This is a genomic window from Conyzicola sp., assembly GCF_057073975.1.
On sequence record NZ_JBXMIS010000125.1, the window covers coordinates 24,197 to 41,348 of the forward strand.

Here is a 17,152-nt window from a genome sequence, read left to right on the forward strand (position 1 = left end):
GCCCGAAAGGACAACCCATGGCTGAAGAATCGAAGAAGGCGCGCCGCGACTACGCCCGCGAGACCGCGCGCATCATGCGCGAGGAGGAGAAGAAGCGCCGCCGCCGCAACCGCATCATCACCCAGGTGAGCGTCGTGCTCGGCGCGGTGGCTGTCGCCGTCGTGATCATCCTCGTGGTGCAGAGCTCGATCAAGCCGCCGATCGCGGGTCCAGAGAACATGGCGAGCGACGGCATCCTGCTCACCGGCGACGGCACGGGCGAGATCGTTGCCGTGCGCAACGACGGAATCCCGGTCGACGGCACACCGGCGCCGACCAACCCCGACGACTACGCCGACACCGTCAACATCGTCATGTACGTCGACTACCAGTGCCCGTTCTGTGCGCAGTTCGAGCAGACAAACGCCGAGACCATCAGGACCTGGGTGTCGCAGGGGCTCGCCACGGTCGAGTACCACCCCATTGCCATCCTCGACAGCGCGTCGCAGGGCACGCGATACTCGTCGCGCGCTGCGAGCGCCGCGGCGTGCATCGCCGAGTACCAGCCGGACTCGTTCTTCCTGGCAAACGCCGCCATGTTCGCCAACCAGCCCGCCGAGGCCACTTCCGGCCTCACGAACGAGGAGATCGCCTCTGTCGTAGCGCAGGCGGGGGTGACCGACGTCAAGGTCGTCGAGTGCATCAACGACGAGCGCTACGTGCAGTGGGCTGAGGACGCCACGAAGCGCACCGCCTCCGCGATTCCCAACAGCGACCTCGACAGGATCGCGTCGACGCCTACTGTGATCGTCAACGGCAAGAAGTACGAGGGTGCCCCAGACGACCCCGAGGCGTTCCAGGCCTTCGTGAGCGAGATCGGCCTTGCGCTCGCTCCAGAGGCGGAGACCGACGGCACCGACGCCGAATAGCGCCAGAACAGCGAGAAGGATGCCGGACCCGCCAAGGGACCGGCATCCTTCTCTGTCTGTGGGGTCTCGCCGACGGGGCTAGTCGAACCAGAGCGCGAGCTCGCGCGTGGCCGACTCGACCGAGTCGCTGCCGTGCACGAGGTTCTGCTGAACGGCGAGGCCCCAGTCGCGGCCGAGGTCGCCGCGAATGGTGCCGGGCGCCGCGGTCGTCGGGTCGGTGGTGCCCGCGAGGGAGCGGAAGCCCTCGATGACGCGGTGCCCGGCCACGCGAATGGCGACGACCGGTCCGCTCTCCATGAACGTCACGAGCGGCTCGTAGAACGGCTTGCCCTCGTGCTCTGCGTAGTGCGCTCCGAGGAGGTCGCGGTCGGCCTGCAGCAGGCGAAGGTCGACGACCTGGTAGCCCTTCGCCTCGATGCGGCCGATGATCTCGCCGATGAGGTTGCGGGCGACACCGTCGGGCTTGATGAGAACCAGGGTCTCTTCGATTGTGGTCATGGAGTTGACTCTTTCATTGATTGGATGTGAGCGGCCTTCGCAGCGTCGAGGGCGCGGCCCTTGACGAAGCAGAAGGCCCAGAGCGCGAGGAATCCCGCTCCGATGACGTACATGAGCGGAAGGATGAGGCCGAGCGCGATGAGGGCAAGCTGCAGCACCCAGCCGAACCAGCGGCCGGCCGGGTAGCGCGCTGCGCGACCGGCAGCGGCGAGCAGCGCGATGAGCACGACTCCCCCGACGAGCGCCTGCAGCGGCGTCACGACCTTGAGCGAGAAGGCGGTGAGGGCGACGAAGAATACAAGGAAGCCCTCGAGCAGCAGCGTGATCGACAGCAGCGACTCGCTCGCCGACCGCTCGCGCCTCTGCCTGCTCACTGTTTCCATCCCTCTGTGCGGGCGAGCGAGATCGTCTCGCCGACCAGGGTGATCGATCCCGTCACGAGAACGGCCCGCTTGGCGCCCTTGGCCGCCCAGGCGCGGGCCTCATCGAGAGCCTCTGCCGTCGACTCGGCCTCGCTGACGTCGTCGGTCACCTCGCGGATGAGCTCGGCAAGCTCGTCGGCGGGGATCGCGCGCTCCGACTGCGACTGGGTCGCAACGAACAGCGTCGCGACGGGGGCGAGCGCACGGATGATGCCAGCGGCATCCTTGTCGTTCAGCACCCCGATCACCACCGCGATCTCGTCGAAGGTGAAGTACTCCTTGATCGCCGCAGCGAGCGCGGCCGCTCCGTGCGGGTTGTGCGCCGCGTCGACGATGACGCTCGGCTCGATGCCGACGAGCTGCAGCCGGCCGGGGCTCGTGACAGAGCTGAGCCCCTCGGTGAGCACGTCGCCGACGAGAGCCTGGGAGCCGCCACCGAGGAACGACTCGACCGCAGCGATCGCCACTGCCGCATTCTGCGCCTGGTGGTCGCCGAACAGCGGAAGGAACTCGTCTTTATAGAGCCCCGCTCGTCCTCGCACGGTGATGAGCTGCCCGCCGACGGCGACGGTCGTCGACTCGAGCGAGAAGTCGCCGCCCTCGAGCGACATCGTCGACTCGGTGAGCTCGACCGCGCGCTCGAGCTCGGCGAGCACCTCCGGCTGCTGCCGCGCAGACACGACGTTCGCGACCGGCTTGATGATTCCCGACTTGGTGCGGGCGATCTCGGCGACCGTGCTGCCGAGCCGCTGGGTGTGATCGAGCGCGATGGGCGTGAAGACCGCGACCTGGCCGTCGGCGACGTTGGTCGAGTCCCACTCGCCGCCCATGCCGACCTCGATGATGCCGACGTCGATCGGCGCGTCGGCGAAGCTCGCGAAGGCAAGCACGGTGAGCGCCTCGAAGTAGGTGATCGGCTCGTCGCCAGCGGCCTCCAGCTCGCTGTCGACGAGGGCAAGATACGGCTGGATGTCCTCCCAGTTGGTCGCGAGCGCGCGGTTCGAGATCGGCTGGCCGTCGATCACGATGCGCTCGTTGACCCGCTCGAGGTGCGGGCTCGTCATGAGCCCGGTGCGCAGGCCGTAGGCCCGAAGGATGCTCTCGATGATGCGGCTCGTCGACGTCTTGCCGTTCGTGCCCGTGATGTGGATGATCGGGTACGAGCGCTGCGGATCGCCGAGCAGCTCGACGACCCGGCGGGTCGGCTCGAGCCTCGGCTGCGGCATCGACTCTCCCGTGCGGGCGAGCAGGTCGTCGAAGACCGCGGCTGCCGCCTCTGCGTACTCGGAGTCGTCGAAGTCCCAGTCGGAGTCGTCGTCGATGTTCGAGCCCTCCGGGTTGGCGAAGGGGCTCAGGTCGCCTATGCCGAGCGGGGACTCCTCCTCTGGGAGGTCGGCGCCATCGTCGAAGCTGTTGTTCTCATCAGACGTGTCGTTGTCAGACATTGACGCCACCGGCCTTCCGCACATCGATAACGAGCGTTCCGGCATTCGCGTACTGGCCCGCTTCGATGGTCGCACGCTGGGCACCCGGCGCGCCGTCCACGGCGGCTATTCCGGGCTGCGCCGAGAGCGAAACCGCGTGGCTGGTTGCCAGGGTCTCTGCCGCGATCGTGGCGATCCACGTGGTCACGGATGCGACATCCGCCTCGCTCTCGCCGATCACGGTGAGCTCGATGCGGTCGCTGACCTCGAGGCCGGCGGCCTTGCGGGTGTCCTGCACGACGCGGATGACGTCGCGCGCGAGCCCCTCTGCCTCGAGCTCTGGGGTCGTGACCGTGTCGAGGATGACGAACCCTCCGTCGGCAAGGAACGAGATCGCACCGGAGCCGGCCGCGTCGAGTTCGAGGTCGTACTCTCCCACCTCGAGCGGGATGCCGCCGACGGTCACCGAGTCGCCATCGGCGACCCAGTCCCCGGCCTTCGCCGACTGGATGACCTGCTGCACCTGCTTGCCGAGGCGGGGGCCAAGAGCCCGCGCGTTGACCGACAGCCGGCGCGAGATGCCGAAGCTCTCGAGGCTTCCCTCGTCGAGCGCGCGGAAGCCGACGTGCTTGACGTTGAGCTCCTCGCGCAGGATCGCCTCCGCCTCGGCGAGCTCGACACCCGTGCTGACGACCGTGAGGCTCGCGAGCGGCAGACGCACGCGAAGCCCGGTCGCCTTGCGCAGTGCGAGCCCGGCGGACGCGACCTCGCGAACGCGGTCCATCGCACTTACAAGGGCGTCGTCCTTCGGAAACCGCTCTGCGTCAGGCCAGTCCTCGAGGTGCACGCTGCGGCCACCGGTCAGGCCCTGCCAGATCTCCTCGCCGACCAGCGGGATGAGCGGCGCGGCAACCCGGGTGACCGTCTCGAGCACGGTGTACAGCGTGTCGAACGCGTCGCGGTCATCCCCCGACCAGAAGCGGTCGCGCGAGCGACGCACGTACCAGTTGGTGAGAACGTCGGCGAAGTCCCGCAGCTTGCCTGCGGCCATCGGGCTGTCGAGCGCCTCGAGCTCACCCGTGACGTCGTCGATGAGCTGACGGGTCTTGGCGAGCAGGTAGCGGTCGAGCACGTTGGTCGAGTCGGTGCGCCACTGCGCCTCGTAGCCGTTGGGTGCAGCGGCGTTGGCGTAGAGCGTGAAGAAGTAGTAGGTGCTCCACAGCGGCAGCAGCAGCTCCCGCACGCCCTGGCGGATGCCCTCCTCCGTCACGACGAGGTTGCCGCCGCGGATGACGGAGGACGACATGAGGAACCAGCGCATCGCGTCGGCGCCGTCGCGGTGGAAGACCTCGGAGACATCCGGGTAGTTGCGAAGGCTCTTCGACATCTTCTGGCCGTCGGAGCCGAGCACGATGCCGTGGCTGATGACGTTCGTGAACGCCGGGCGATCGAAGAGCGCCGTCGAGAGCGTGTGCAGCGTGTAGAACCAGCCGCGCGTCTGCCCAATGTACTCGACGATGAAGTCGGCCGGGCTGTGGCTGTCGAACCATTCGCGGTTCTCGAACGGGTAGTGAACCTGGGCGAAGGGCATCGAGCCGGAGTCGAACCAGACGTCGAGCACGTCCTCGATGCGGCGCATCGTCGACTGGCCGGTCGGGTCGTCGGGATTCGGGCGGGTGAGCTCGTCGATGTATGGGCGGTGCAGGTCGGTGGGGCGAACTCCGAAGTCGGCCTCGAGCTCATCCAGCGAGCCGTAGACGTCGACTCGCGGGTACTCCGGGTTGTCGCTCTTCCAGATCGGGATCGGCGACCCCCAGTACCGGTTGCGCGAGATCGACCAGTCACGGGCGTTGCCGACCCACTTGCCGAACTGCCCGTCTTTGACGTTCTCCGGCACCCAGTTGATCTCCTGGTTGAGCTCGCCCATGCGATCGCGGAACTCCGGCACGCGCACGAACCAGCTCGAGACCGCCTTGTAGATGAGCGGGTTGCGGCAGCGCCAGCAGTGCGGATAGCTGTGCTCGTAGCTGCGCACCTGCAGCAGGCGGCCCTCGGCGCGCAGCAGCTGGGTGAGTGGCTTGTTGGCCTCGAAGACCTGCAGGCCCGCCACCGGCTCGATGATCGGCAGGAACAGCGCGCCGTCATCCACCGAGATAATGACGGGGATGCCGGCGGCGCCGGTGACGATCTGGTCGTCCTCACCGTAGGCCGGAGCCTGGTGCACGATGCCCGTGCCCTCGCCCGTGGCGACGTAGTCGGCCACGAGGATCTGCCAGGCGTTCTGCGTGCCGTGCACCTCGGTGTCGGCGTAGAAGTCCCAGAGGCGGTCGTAGGTGACGCCGTCGAGGTCGGCTCCGAGAATGGTGCGGCTGACGGCGGCCCGCGCTGCGTCCGCCGACTCGTAGCCGAGGTCCTTGGCGTAGGCGCCGATGGTGTCGGTGGCGAGCAGGTACTCGCTCTGCCCCTCTGCAGCGCCATCGGCCGCGCCGTTCTGGCCGCTCGGCAGCACCGAGTACTCCACCGCCGGGCCGACGGCGAGCGCGAGGTTCGTCGGCAGTGTCCACGGGGTCGTGGTCCACGCGAGCGCCTTGACCGCAGTGAGGCCGAGCGCCTCCGCCTTGGCTCCGTCGAGGGGAAAGGTGACCGTGACCGACTGGTCTTGGCGCATCTTGTAGACGTCGTCATCCATGCGCAGCTCATGGTTCGAGAGCGGCGTCTCGTCGTGCCAGCAGTACGGAAGCACGCGGAAGCCCTCGTAGGCGAGCCCCTTGTCGTAGAGCTGCTTGAAGGCCCAGATGACCGACTCCATGAACTCGACATTGAGGGTCTTGTAGTCGTTCTCGAAGTCGACCCAGCGGGCCTGGCGGGTGACGTAGTCCTCCCACTCCTGGGTGTACTTGAGCACCGACTCGCGAGCCTTCGCGTTGAAGGCGGCGATGCCCATCTCCTCGATCTCGCGCTTCTCTGTGATGCCGAGCTGGCGCATCGCCTCGAGCTCGGCGGGCAGGCCGTGGGTGTCCCAGCCGAAGCGCCGGTGCACCTGCTTGCCGCGCATGGTCTGGAAGCGCGGGAAGACGTCTTTGGCATAGCCGGTCAGCAGGTGACCGTAGTGGGGAAGGCCATTGGCGAACGGGGGGCCGTCGTAGAAGACCCACTCCTCGCAGCCGTCGCGCTTGTCGATGGACGCCTGGAAGGTGGCGTCGTTCTTCCAGAACGCGAGCACACGCTCCTCGATCGCCGGAAAACTCGGGCTCGCGGGGACCGCGACCGTGTCGGTGGCGTCGGGATCAAAGCTGCGGGGGTACATCTGGCTCCTGGTGTGATGGAAGTTCACACGAGGACGACCTCTCTGGCCGCGGTACCACCCCGCTTGCCGGCTTGCGCCGACCACTCAGACTGCTGGTTCGGGTCTAGTGAGCCGCGGTCCATGAGACCCGCTGCTGTTCTTCCGACGACTCCCCGCTGATAACGGATCACTGCCAGTTCGGCAATTCTACCCTGCCGGGGATGGCCGGTGGACGCCGGGGCCGCTAGGCTTGTGCCTAGCCATGGGAGCGCTCCCAAGCCTTCCACCACACCTCGAGGACGAGTCACGATGGACCCTCTCACTCGCCGCCAGCTGCTCGCAATGACGGCTGCGGCTGGCACCACCGCCGCCCTCGCGGCCTGCGCAGGGCCACCCGCGCCTCTCCCCGGCCCCACGACCGCGCCATGGGTGCCGCCAACCGACCCGATGCCATTCCCCGTCGGCTACACGTGGGGCGCCGCCACCTCTGCCTTCCAGGTCGAGGGCTCGACGACGGCCGACGGGCGAGGCGCCTCGATCTGGGACACCTTCTGCAACGAGGGAGGCCGCGTGCGCGGCGGAGCCACCGGGGATCCCGGCGCTGACCACTACCGCCGCTACGAGGAGGACCTCGACCTGATGGCGACCCTCGGTCTCGGGGCGTACCGGTTCTCCGTCGCCTGGCCGCGCATCCAGCCGACTGGCCGTGGCACCGCCAACCAGAAGGGCCTCGATTTCTACCGCCGCCTCGTCGACGGGCTGCTCGAGCGCGGCATCAAGCCGGGCATCACGCTGTTCCACTGGGACCTTCCGCAGGCGCTGCAGGACGACGGAGGATGGCCGGCGCGCGACACCGCCTACCGATTCGCCGACTACGCGCGCATCATGTTCGACGCCCTCGGCGACAGCGGCGCCGACTGGTTCACCATCAACGAGCCGAAGACGCACGCCTTCGTCGGCCACTGGTATGGAGCGCACGCGCCGGGCATCTCCGATCCGACGGCGGCTGCCGCGGCTGTGCACCACCAGCTGCTCGGCCACGGGCTCGCCGTCGAGCAGTTTCGAGACAGCGCGCCCCCCGGTCGCATCGGCATCGCCCTCAACCTGCTACCGGTCTACCCGGTTGCCCCGGAGTTCGAGGCCTCTGCCCGCACCATCGACGGCACAGAGAACCGGCTGTTCCTCGACCCCGTGCTGCTCGGCCGCTATCCGGAGGACGGCGTCGGAAGCGGTGCCGGCATGCTTCCGACCGGGCGGCGGGAGTTCGACGCGCTCGCGCTGCCCGGCGACCTCGAGACGATCTCTGCGCCGTGCGACCTGCTCGCCATCCAGTACTACGGGGTCACCGGTGCCGGCGCCGACGGCACGTCTGTCTCGATCTACCCGACGTCGAACGCCCCGTGGCAGCAGATCCATGCCGAGGGGCTCTACGACCTGCTCACCCGTCTCGTCGCCGACTACCCGGCCATCCCGATCGTGATCACAGAGAACGGCATTCCCGACGAGAGCCCTGAGCTCACCACCGACGACCCGTACCGCGTGACCTACCTTCGCGACCACTTCGTGCAGGCGAGCAGGGCCATTGCCGAGGGGGTGCCGCTCGAGGCGCACTACGTGTGGTCGCTGCTCGACAACTTCGAGTGGGCGGAAGGGTACGAGCAGCGCTGGGGCATCATCGCGGTCGACTTCGAGACGCAGGAGCGCTCCCCCAAGGCGAGCTTCGACTTCTACCAGTCGGTCATCGCGGCCAACGCGGTCGCCACCTCATGAGAAAAGCCTCATAAACCTGTCGGGGACGGGGCGGGTGGCACAGGCTGGGTGGATGAATCGAACGCTGTCGATGATCGTGACGATCACAGCGGCCTCCGCCAGCATCCTCGTCGGCACCGTCGCCGGTGCCGTCTCGATCGACGATGCCCCCGGGCAGGCGCAGCAGATCGCACCACTTCTGGTCACCCCGAGCGCCGCAGCGAGTCCGGCTCCCCCGGCTGCCCCGGCAACCGACGGCGTCGTTGCGGTGAAACCACCCGCGCCGAGGGACGTGTCGCTCCCGACCGCTTCGCACCCAGAGCCGACGGCGACTCCCCCGGACAGCCCGCATGATGGGCCGACTGACGACTCCCCTGATGGAGCACCGGACGACCGCAATGATCGCGGAGACAAGAACGACAAGGGCGACAGTGACACCGGGAGCGGCCAGGGCGACGGCCGTGGCGAGGGGCGTCGCTAGGCGCTACGGCATCCGGTATCCGACTCCGCGCACGCTCTCGATCCGCTGTGCACCCAGCTTCTCGCGAAGGTAGCGCACGTAGACGTCGACGACGTTCGACCCCGGGTCGAAGTCGAAACCCCACACCCTGCTGAGCAGGTGCTCTCGCGAGAGGGGCTCAGACGGATGGCGGAGGAACTCCTCTGCCAGCGAGAACTCCCGCGCCGACAGCTCGACGACGGTGTCGCCGACGGTCGCTGTGCGAGCGCGGAGGTCGAGTGACAGGTCGCCGTGCGACAGCACGGTGGAGGCGTCGCGCAGGCTCGACCGGATGCGAGCGAGCAGCTCATCGACCCGGAAGGGCTTGGGCAGGTAGTCGTTGGCTCCTCCGTCGAGGCCGGCGACGATGTCCTCGACGCCAGTGCGGGCGGTGAGCATGATGATCGGCGTGAGCGTGTCACGCTCCCGCACCCGACGCAGCACCTCGAAGCCGTCGACCTCAGGCAGGCCGATATCGAGCAGAAGAAGGTCGAACGGATAGCGCTGCGCGAACTCGAGCGCCTGCGATCCTGTGCTGGCGATCATCGGGGCGTACCCGTTGGCCCCAAGTCCCTTGGCAAGGAAGCTCGAGATGCGCGGCTCATCCTCCGCGATGAGGATCGTCGTCACGAGGACACCCCGACCGGCGCCGGATCGAGCGGAACGACGATGCCGAAACGCGACCCCTGCGGCGACGTCGTGAGGCTCACCGTTCCGTGGTGAGCGTTCGCGATCGCCATGACGATGGGAAGGCCGAGCCCAGAACCGCGGATGCCGCGGCCGCCATCCACCCGCCCGAAGCGCTCGAAGATGCGCTGCTCCGATCCCTCCGGAATGCCGAGCCCCTCGTCGACGACCCAGAACTCCACCGACCGGCCGTGCTGCTCGTCGTCGCGAACCGAGCTGCCGATCGTCACCGTCGACCAGGGCGGAGAGTACTTCGACGCGTTGTCGATGAGCTGCAGCCAGGCCTGGGTCACGAGGCGCGGGTCGAGGTCGACGACGGCGTCGGCCGTCTCTGCGAGCAGCCAGCGGTGGTTCGGGATTCCCGATGCCTTCTCGAAGACGCGTCGCGTGAGCTCTGCGGCGTCGGCCGGCACCGAATCGGGAACGACGACCTGCGCATCGGCGAGCGCCTCGATGTCATCCACAAGCCCCGACATGCGGTCGAGCTCGTCGAGGGCGAGCGACCGCGTCGACTCGACATCGCCGGGGCTGCGCGCGTCGAGCAGCTCGAGGTGGCCGCGAACGATCGTGATGGGCGTCTTGAGCTCGTGCCGCACATCGTCGAGGAGCTGCCGCTGGCTCGTGAGGGCAAGGTCGAGTCGGTCGAGCATGCCGTTGACGGTCTGCCCGGCCGCCGATACGTCGTTGTTGCCGACAACCGTGAGCCGCTCGCCGCGGTCGGCGGCGGTGATGCGCGAGGCGGCCGCCCGCAGCGCCGTGATCGGCCGCAGCAGCCTGCTCGCGACGAACCAGCCGACGAGCCCGATGGCCGCGCAGGCTATGGCTGCGGCGATCGCATAGGTGGTGAAGGAGTCGGTGAGCTCTTTGAGCGCCGCGTCGACATCCACCGCCGTGACGTAGATGCCGATCTGCGGGTCGCCATCGACCGTGATCGGGGATGCGATGTATCGAAGGGTGCCCACGCTCGTGACGGCTGTGCCGAGCTTCACCTCGCCGCTCGCCGATTCCGCGACGACGCGCTCGACGAACACCGGGTCGTCGTCGAGTCGGACGTCGACCTCGACGCCGGGAACGAAGGCCGCTGTGCCGTCGAGAATGCCGAGGGCAGTCTCGTTGCGGTCTGGCACCAGCTGGGCGAGCACCCCCTCGAGGGCGTCGCGCGTCGTCGTGAACGTGCCAGCCCCGGTCGCCGCGGTCACGCTGTCGGTGGGCGCATCGGCCGCGGGAACCGCCGTGGCGATGGCGCGGGCCGACTCGATACGGGAGACAAGGCGGTCGTCCACGCTCTCGAGGATGCGGTCGCGCTGCACAAGGAACGCGGTAAGCCCTGCTACCGTCATGCCCACCGCCGCGGTCACGAGGATGGACGCGACGATGCGGGAGCGAACCGAGAAGACGGGCAGACGCGCACCTGCTTCGCGGGTTTGCATGGTTTCAGTAGAGCAGCAGCAGCGCAGCGGTGCGAGCACTATGAGAGCTCTCTCACAAAGCTCCCAGAAACGCGGTCAGGTGGTGTGGCAGCATTCGAGGACAGGTCATATACTGACCCCCATACAGGTCACGTCCGTCTACAGCAGAGGCCCGAATGTCTGACGACACTCCCACCGAGCGGTTTCCCACGCCGGAGCCCGCCGGCACAGAGCCGCTCCCCTCTGCCGCGGGTGCCACCGAGCCATTCGGAGTACCGGCGGATGCGCCCGCACCGACCGAGGTGCTGTTCTCCCCCACTGCCTCCGCTGCTGCGCCTCCGCCGCCCGGTGTGCCGTCGTCGGTCGGGTCGACGTCGTCTGTCGGGTCGCAGCAGAAGCAGTCGCGCGCCATGCTCTACACGCTCATCGGGGTTGGTGCCGCCTTGCTCATCGCGGTCATCGTGGTGGCGGTCCTGCTGCTCAACCGTGGCGACGGGGAGCCCGTCGCAGCTCCCAGCGGCAGCCCATCGGCCTCGCCGAGCGCGAGTGCCAGCCCCTCGGCGTCGCCGAGTGCGACTCCCTCAGAGGAGCCAACGCCAGAGCCAGAGCCCCCGGTCGTAGTCGGGCCGACGTTCGACAGCTTCACCGCCCAGCCGACCGCGGGCTGCGCCGAGGGCGACACGGCCAAGCCGATCACCTTCAGCTGGAGCAGCAGCTCCGCAACGACGGCCTATATCGGCGTCGCGACAACCAACGCCAAGTCGGAGCCGTACGAGAGCGGCCTTCCCCCCGTCGACACCTACACACTCGACTACCAGTGCGGCCAGGCAAGCCAGGTCTACACGGTCACCCTCGAGGATGCCGCTGGCAACCTCGCCCACAAGACGGTCACTATCGCGAAATAGCGCACCGTCTCCCTGATCGCAGGGCCGTCCGAGGGGCTTCGGGCGGCCCTGTCTTGGTTAACCCGAATCGGCTCATCGGGAATAGTGCGGGCCACCCGGTACTTTCGTCTCTCGTGACTACAACAAGTGGCAAAGCGCCAACCACTGCATCCGCACCTCCGCCCTCCGACCAGACTGCGGCCCGCAAGGCCGTCTGGGCAGCACTCGTCGGCTCCTCCCTCGAGTCATTCGACTTCTACGTCTTCGCCTATTTCAGCGCCATCTTCGCCCCCGCGCTGTTCTTCCCAGAGGCAGAGCCAGCAGCCGCGCTGCTCGGATCGTTCGCCTTCATCGCCGTCGCCTTCATCGTGCGTCCCCTTGGCGCGATCATCTTCGGCAACCTCGGCGACCGCATCGGCCGCAAGCGCACGCTGCTGGTCACGATCGCGATCATGGGACTCGCGACCGGCGCGATCGGACTCCTGCCGGACTTCGCGACCATCGGTGTCGCGGCGCCGCTGTTGCTCCTGCTGCTGCGCGTCATCCAGGGGCTCTCACTCGGCGGGGAGTGGGGCGGCGGCATCCTCGTGGCCGTCGAGCACGCCGAGCCCGGCCGTCGCGGGCTCTACTCCGCGCTGCCCCAGCTCGGGTCGCCCATCGGCACGACGCTGACGGCGACGCTGCTGCTCGTGCTCAGCGCGACGATCTCGCCAGAGGACATGCTGGCGTGGGGCTGGCGCATCCCGTTCCTCATCGCCCTGCCGCTGCTCGCGGTGTCGATCTACCTCCGCCTCGCAATCGACGAGACGCCGGTGTTCAAGGCACTCGTCGCGACGGACCGCCGCGAGCGCATTCCCGTGCTCTCCGCCTTCCGCAAGTACCCGGTCGCCATCATCGTCGCCATCGGTGCAGCGCTGCTCGGCATCGGCTCGTACTCGCTGATGAACACCTACACGATCGGCTACGGCGTCGGGGTTCTCGGGTTCTCCTACCCCGACCTCGCCCTTGCCACCCTCATCGGCAGCCTCCTGCAGCTCGTGACGATCCCGCTCTTCGGGGCTCTCGCCAACCGCATCGGGCCGGCGAAGGTCGTGGCGATCGGCGCGGCGGGAACGCTGCTCATCGCCTTCCCGATGTACTTCCTCCTGCAGTTCGCGACCTTCGAGATCCTCGTGGCCACCATGATCGTCGGTGGAATCCTGCCGACCATGGCATGGGCGGGCCTCGGCGGCCTCATGGCGAACATCTTCGGCGGCTCGGTGCGCTACAGCGCGCTCTCGATCGCCTACGCGGTCGCGGCCGCCCTGTCGGGAATCGTGCCGGTGGCGACGCAGTCCCTCGCCATCGCGACGGATTCGGCGTGGTGGCACCCGGGTGTCGTGCTCGCGATCCTCTCGGTGATCACGCTCGCGGCATCCATCGTCGCCTCCCGCTGGACCAAGCCGGTCGACGAGCTCGACTAGCTGACCTGCGCGGGGCGGCTCAGGCCGCTCCGCGCAGCCGTCCCCGCAGAAAAGGCAGCCAGGGCGCCCGGTACTCGATGCGCTCGTCCGTCGGGGCCACCGCGTACGACCCCACACCGAACCGGATGCCCGCGACGAACAGGAACACCGTCACCTCCACGGGGCGGTCCGCTGCAATCAGCCACGTGCCGACGCCCCACTGTGCTGGCTCCGTGCGGCCATCGACGACCACCGTCGGCCGCACCCCGAAGGTCACCCGCAGCGGCCATGGCCGCAGGTCGAGCGAGAGGCGGCGGGTTGGCGTGCTCATGCCGCCAGCCTAGGGCGAGCGCCCTCGGCTACCATTGCGGAGCAGACCCATTCAGGCACCTCACCAACCGACACGGTGCCGCATATATCGAAAACGGAGCGACCATGCCCAACGAAATGCCAGAGAAGCCCGCCCTCGAAGGGCTTGAGGCCAAGTGGTCGCCATTCTGGGAGTCGAACAAGACCCACGCCTTCGATCGCAGCACAGCGACGCGTGAGAACGTCTACTCGATCGACACTCCCCCGCCGACCGCCTCCGGCAGCCTGCACATCGGCCACGTCTTCAGCTACACCCACATGGACCTCGCCGCGCGCTACCAGCGCATGCGCGGCCGCAGCATCTTCTACCCGATGGGCTGGGACGACAACGGCCTGCCGACCGAGCGTCGGGTGCAGAACTACTACGGCGTGCGGTGCGACCCGTCGCTGCCCTACGTCGAGGGCTACGTTCCGCCGCTCGACGGCGGAGAGGGGTCGTCGGGCAAGGCGGCCGACCAGGTGCCCGTGAGCCGCCGCAACTTCATCGAGCTGTGCGAGCGCCTGACCATCGAAGACGAGAAGCAGTTCGAGGCGCTCTGGCGCGACCTCGGCCTCTCGGTTGACTGGTCGCTCACCTACCGCACCATCGGCGACGAGTCGCAGCGCGTTGCGCAGCAGATGTTCCTCAACAACCTCGCCCGCGGCGAGGCGTACCAGGCCGATGCTCCGACCCTGTGGGATGTGACCTTCCGCACGGCTGTCGCCCAGGCAGAGCTAGAGGACAAGGAGCAGCCGGCCGCCTACCACCGCCTCGCGTTCCACGCGGCCGATGGCACCGACATCCATATCGAGACCACCCGCCCAGAGCTGCTCGCGGCGTGCGTCGCCCTCGTGGCCCACCCCGACGACGAGCGCTACCAGGACCTCTTCGGCACGACCGTGACGACACCGCTCTTCGGCGTCGAGGTTCCGATTGTCGCCCACCACCTCGCCCAGAAGGACAAGGGATCGGGCATCGCCATGATCTGCACCTTCGGCGACGTGACCGACGTCATCTGGTGGCGAGAGCTCGACCTGCCGAACCGCACGATCATCGGGGCAGACGGCAGGCTCGTGGCGGATGCTCCCGAGGTGCTCTCTGACAACGCGAAGACGATCTATGCAGAGCTCGCCGGAAAGACCGTCTTCAGCGCGAAGGCGCGCATCGTCGAGCTGCTCAAGGAGAGCGGCGAGATGATCGGCGACGCCAAGCCGATCGTTCACCAGGTGAAGTTCTTCGAGAAGGGCGACAAGCCGCTCGAGATCATCTCGACCCGCCAGTGGTACATCAGCAACGGAGCCCGTGACAACGCGCTGCGGGCCCGTCTCGTGCAGGCCGGCAAGGACATCGCCTTCGTGCCTGACCACATGCGGGTGCGCTACGAGAACTGGGTCGGCGGCCTCACGGGTGACTGGCTCATCTCGCGCCAGCGCTTCTTCGGGGTGCCTATTCCGGTCTGGTACGAGCTCGACGCCAACGGCGACAAGGGCGCCGTGATCGTGCCGGCTGCCGAGAGCCTGCCGATCGACCCCTCCTCCGACATTCCCCCCGGCTACACCGAGGCGGATCGCGGAACGCGCTTCGTCGGTGAGGTCGACATCATGGACACCTGGGCCACGTCATCCCTGACCCCCCAGATCGCGGGCGGCTGGGGCTCCGACCCCGAGCTCTTCGACCTCGTCTTCCCGTACTCGCTGCGCAGCCAGGGCCAGGACATCATCCGCACCTGGCTGTTCTCCACCGTGCTGCGGGCAGAGCTGGAGCACGGCAAGGTGCCGTGGAAGAACGCCGGCATCAGCGGCTTCATCGTCGACCCCGACCGCAAGAAGATGTCGAAGTCGAAGGGCAACGTGGTGACGCCGGCCGGCATGCTCGAGGAGCACGGCTCGGATGCGGTGCGCTACTGGGCGGCATCGTCGCGCCTCGGCACCGACGCGGCCTTCGACCCGCAGAACCCCAAGCAGATCAAGATCGGCCGACGGCTCGCGATCAAGGTGCTCAACGCCGCGAAGTTCGTGTACTCCTTCGAGGTTCCCGCGGGAGAGTTCGCGGTCACGAACGCCCTCGACCTCGACATGCTCGCGACGCTCGACCAGGTCGTCGACGTGACGACCAAAGCCTTCGACGACTACGACCACGCGCGCGCCCTCGAGCAGGCAGAGCACTTCTTCTGGGTGTTCTGCGACGACTACCTCGAGCTCGTCAAGGAGCGCGCCTACGGTGCCTCTGGCGCTGAGGGCCAGGCGAGTGCCGTGCTCGCCCTCCGCAGCGCACTCGACGCGCTGCTCCGCCTGTTCGCCCCGTTCATCCCCTTCGCGACGGAGGAGGTGTGGAGCTGGACGCACGATGGCTCGGTGCACACCGCACAGTGGCCAGTCTCGACGGGCGGCTCGACCCCCGGCGGTCTGCTCCCACTCGTGAGCGAGGCCCTCATCGGCATCCGTCGGGCCAAGACCGATGCCAAGGCCTCGCAGAAGACGCCGGTGACCTCGGCGACGATCACCGGTCCTGCCCAGCTGGAGCAGGGCGTCGACGACCTCAAGGCGGTCGGCCGCATCGAGAGCGTGACGTTCGTCGAGGGCGACGCCGTCGCTGTCAGCGACATCGTGCTCGCAGAGGTGCCAGAGGCATGAGCGCGGCCGTCATCCGCGCGATCAGCGCCGCCGACCACGACGCGTGGGTGCCGCTCTTCGCTGCATATGGCGAGTTCTACGAGACCACCTTCAGCCCTGAGGTCATCGAGAACACCTGGCGTCGACTGCTCGACCCCGCCGAGGGCGTCGACGCGCTCGTGGCCGAGGTCGACGGAAAGGTGATCGGATTCGCGCACTACCGCTCGCATCCCGACACCTTCACCCTCGGTCGTGACTGGTTTCTCGACGACCTGTACGTCGACCCGGATGCCCGCGGCAGCGGAGCGGCAACCGCGCTCATCGAGCGGCTGACGCAGTTCGCGAGCGAGACGGGTCCGGGCAGCCTGCGCTGGATCACGGCAGAATCGAATGAGCGCGCCCAGCGCGTCTACGACCGGGTCGCAACCCGCACGACCTGGGTGACCTACGAAGTGAGGGCATGATGCAGCTCGGAACCCGCTGGTCGCTCGGCGACACCCCGCCGGCGACACTGCCGGAGGCTGTGCTCGGCGCGATCCTGAGCGTCGAGGCAGAGCTCACCGGCCACGAGTCGGCAGCAACCTGGCGCTGGACGCTCACCTACCTCGAGAACAAGCCGATCGTGCAGCTCGACGATGGCACGACCATCCGGTTCAACCCCGCGGCCAACGAGGCCGTTGTCACGCAGGAGTAGCGGCGGCTCGCCGCTAGCGGCTAGCGGCAGCTAGCGGATCGAGCCATAGGGGTGACGGGCCGCGCCGAGGTCGGCGCGCAGCAGCTCGCCCTCGCGCTCGGCGATGCGCCGGATGCGCAGCTCGTCGTGCGTGAGCGTCGGTCGATTCGACGAGCGACGGCCCCACGACACAAGCGCGAGCCCCACCACGAGGGCGAGGCGGTTGACGCCCGCCGGGCGAATTCTGGCCTGTGCCGAAGGGCGTGGGCACGGCACTGCAGTGGTGACGACAGTCATTGTTTCTTCCCTT

At 68.1% G+C, this 17,152-nt stretch carries 16 protein-coding genes; 8 read left to right on the forward strand and 8 right to left on the reverse strand.

Going from position 1 to position 17,152, the window contains the following annotated elements; translation table 11 throughout:
- Window positions 1-17: 17 nt before the first annotated feature.
- On the forward strand, window positions 18-908 hold the full coding sequence (locus AC14A7_RS11415) for a thioredoxin domain-containing protein (RefSeq protein WP_484009127.1): 891 nt from the start codon (window positions 18-20) through the stop codon (window positions 906-908).
- A 78-nt stretch (window positions 909-986) separates the two neighbouring features.
- Here AC14A7_RS11415 and ndk read toward each other — a convergent pair whose 3' ends face one another.
- From ndk to ileS, 4 genes are read right to left on the reverse strand one after another with little or no spacing between them, the layout of a single operon-like run.
- Window positions 987-1,406, reverse strand: a complete 420-nt coding sequence (ndk, locus tag AC14A7_RS11420; protein WP_484009129.1) for a nucleoside-diphosphate kinase — start codon at window positions 1,404-1,406, stop codon at window positions 987-989.
- Window positions 1,403-1,780 (reverse strand): DUF4233 domain-containing protein, encoded by a 378-nt coding sequence (locus AC14A7_RS11425; protein WP_484009131.1) that lies wholly within the window; start codon window positions 1,778-1,780, stop codon window positions 1,403-1,405. Before AC14A7_RS11425 ends, ndk begins: the two co-directional genes overlap by 4 nt.
- Entirely contained in the window at window positions 1,777-3,273 is a 1,497-nt protein-coding gene (locus AC14A7_RS11430; protein ID WP_484009133.1) for a bifunctional folylpolyglutamate synthase/dihydrofolate synthase, read from the reverse strand. Before AC14A7_RS11430 ends, AC14A7_RS11425 begins: the two co-directional genes overlap by 4 nt.
- Window positions 3,266-6,559 carry an isoleucine--tRNA ligase gene (gene ileS, locus AC14A7_RS11435; RefSeq protein WP_484009134.1) on the reverse strand — a complete coding sequence of 1,098 codons (3,294 nt, stop codon included), beginning with the start codon at window positions 6,557-6,559 and terminating at the stop codon, window positions 3,266-3,268. Before ileS ends, AC14A7_RS11430 begins: the two co-directional genes overlap by 8 nt.
- 288 nt (window positions 6,560-6,847) lie before the next feature.
- Between ileS and AC14A7_RS11440 the strand changes: the two genes are divergently transcribed.
- Window positions 6,848-8,308 (forward strand): GH1 family beta-glucosidase, encoded by a 1,461-nt coding sequence (locus tag AC14A7_RS11440; RefSeq protein ID WP_484009136.1) that lies wholly within the window; start codon window positions 6,848-6,850, stop codon window positions 8,306-8,308.
- 52 nt (window positions 8,309-8,360) lie between these two features.
- Window positions 8,361-8,768, forward strand: coding sequence for a hypothetical protein (locus AC14A7_RS11445; RefSeq protein ID WP_484009138.1), 408 nt, complete (start codon window positions 8,361-8,363; stop codon window positions 8,766-8,768).
- A 3-nt stretch (window positions 8,769-8,771) separates the two neighbouring features.
- On the opposite strand, the gene AC14A7_RS11450 is transcribed toward AC14A7_RS11445, so the two are convergent.
- Entirely contained in the window at window positions 8,772-9,416 is a 645-nt protein-coding gene (locus tag AC14A7_RS11450; RefSeq protein ID WP_484009140.1) for a response regulator transcription factor, read from the reverse strand.
- Window positions 9,413-10,903 (reverse strand): sensor histidine kinase, encoded by a 1,491-nt coding sequence (locus tag AC14A7_RS11455; protein ID WP_484009142.1) that lies wholly within the window; start codon window positions 10,901-10,903, stop codon window positions 9,413-9,415. The genes AC14A7_RS11450 and AC14A7_RS11455 overlap by 4 nt, the downstream gene beginning before the upstream one ends.
- 155 nt (window positions 10,904-11,058) lie before the next feature.
- Here AC14A7_RS11455 and AC14A7_RS11460 point away from each other — a divergent pair, with 155 nt between their 5' ends.
- Window positions 11,059-11,787, forward strand: coding sequence for a hypothetical protein (locus AC14A7_RS11460; RefSeq protein WP_484009144.1), 729 nt, complete (start codon window positions 11,059-11,061; stop codon window positions 11,785-11,787).
- Window positions 11,788-11,900: 113 nt separating this feature from the next.
- Entirely contained in the window at window positions 11,901-13,229 is a 1,329-nt protein-coding gene (locus AC14A7_RS11465) for an MFS transporter (protein WP_484009145.1), read from the forward strand.
- A gap of 19 nt (window positions 13,230-13,248) precedes the next feature.
- Here AC14A7_RS11465 and AC14A7_RS11470 read toward each other — a convergent pair whose 3' ends face one another.
- A complete protein-coding gene (locus AC14A7_RS11470; protein ID WP_484009147.1) occupies window positions 13,249-13,539 on the reverse strand; it encodes a hypothetical protein in 291 nt (96 codons plus the stop codon).
- 104 nt (window positions 13,540-13,643) lie between these two features.
- On the opposite strand from AC14A7_RS11470, the gene valS reads away from it, so the two are divergent.
- From valS to AC14A7_RS11485, 3 genes are read left to right on the forward strand one after another with little or no spacing between them, the layout of a single operon-like run.
- The gene (valS, locus tag AC14A7_RS11475; RefSeq protein WP_484009149.1) at window positions 13,644-16,190 is read left to right on the forward strand and encodes a valine--tRNA ligase; all 2,547 of its coding nucleotides are present in this window, start codon (window positions 13,644-13,646) and stop codon (window positions 16,188-16,190) included.
- Window positions 16,187-16,633, forward strand: coding sequence for an N-acetyltransferase family protein (locus AC14A7_RS11480; protein ID WP_484009151.1), 447 nt, complete (start codon window positions 16,187-16,189; stop codon window positions 16,631-16,633). Before valS ends, AC14A7_RS11480 begins: the two co-directional genes overlap by 4 nt.
- Window positions 16,630-16,863: a hypothetical protein gene (locus AC14A7_RS11485; protein ID WP_484009152.1), complete on the forward strand. Its 234-nt coding sequence runs from the start codon at window positions 16,630-16,632 to the stop codon at window positions 16,861-16,863. Before AC14A7_RS11480 ends, AC14A7_RS11485 begins: the two co-directional genes overlap by 4 nt.
- A 30-nt stretch (window positions 16,864-16,893) precedes the next feature.
- Here AC14A7_RS11485 and AC14A7_RS11490 read toward each other — a convergent pair whose 3' ends face one another.
- Window positions 16,894-17,139: a hypothetical protein gene (locus tag AC14A7_RS11490; protein WP_484009154.1), complete on the reverse strand. Its 246-nt coding sequence runs from the start codon at window positions 17,137-17,139 to the stop codon at window positions 16,894-16,896.
- Window positions 17,140-17,152 lie beyond the last annotated feature (13 nt).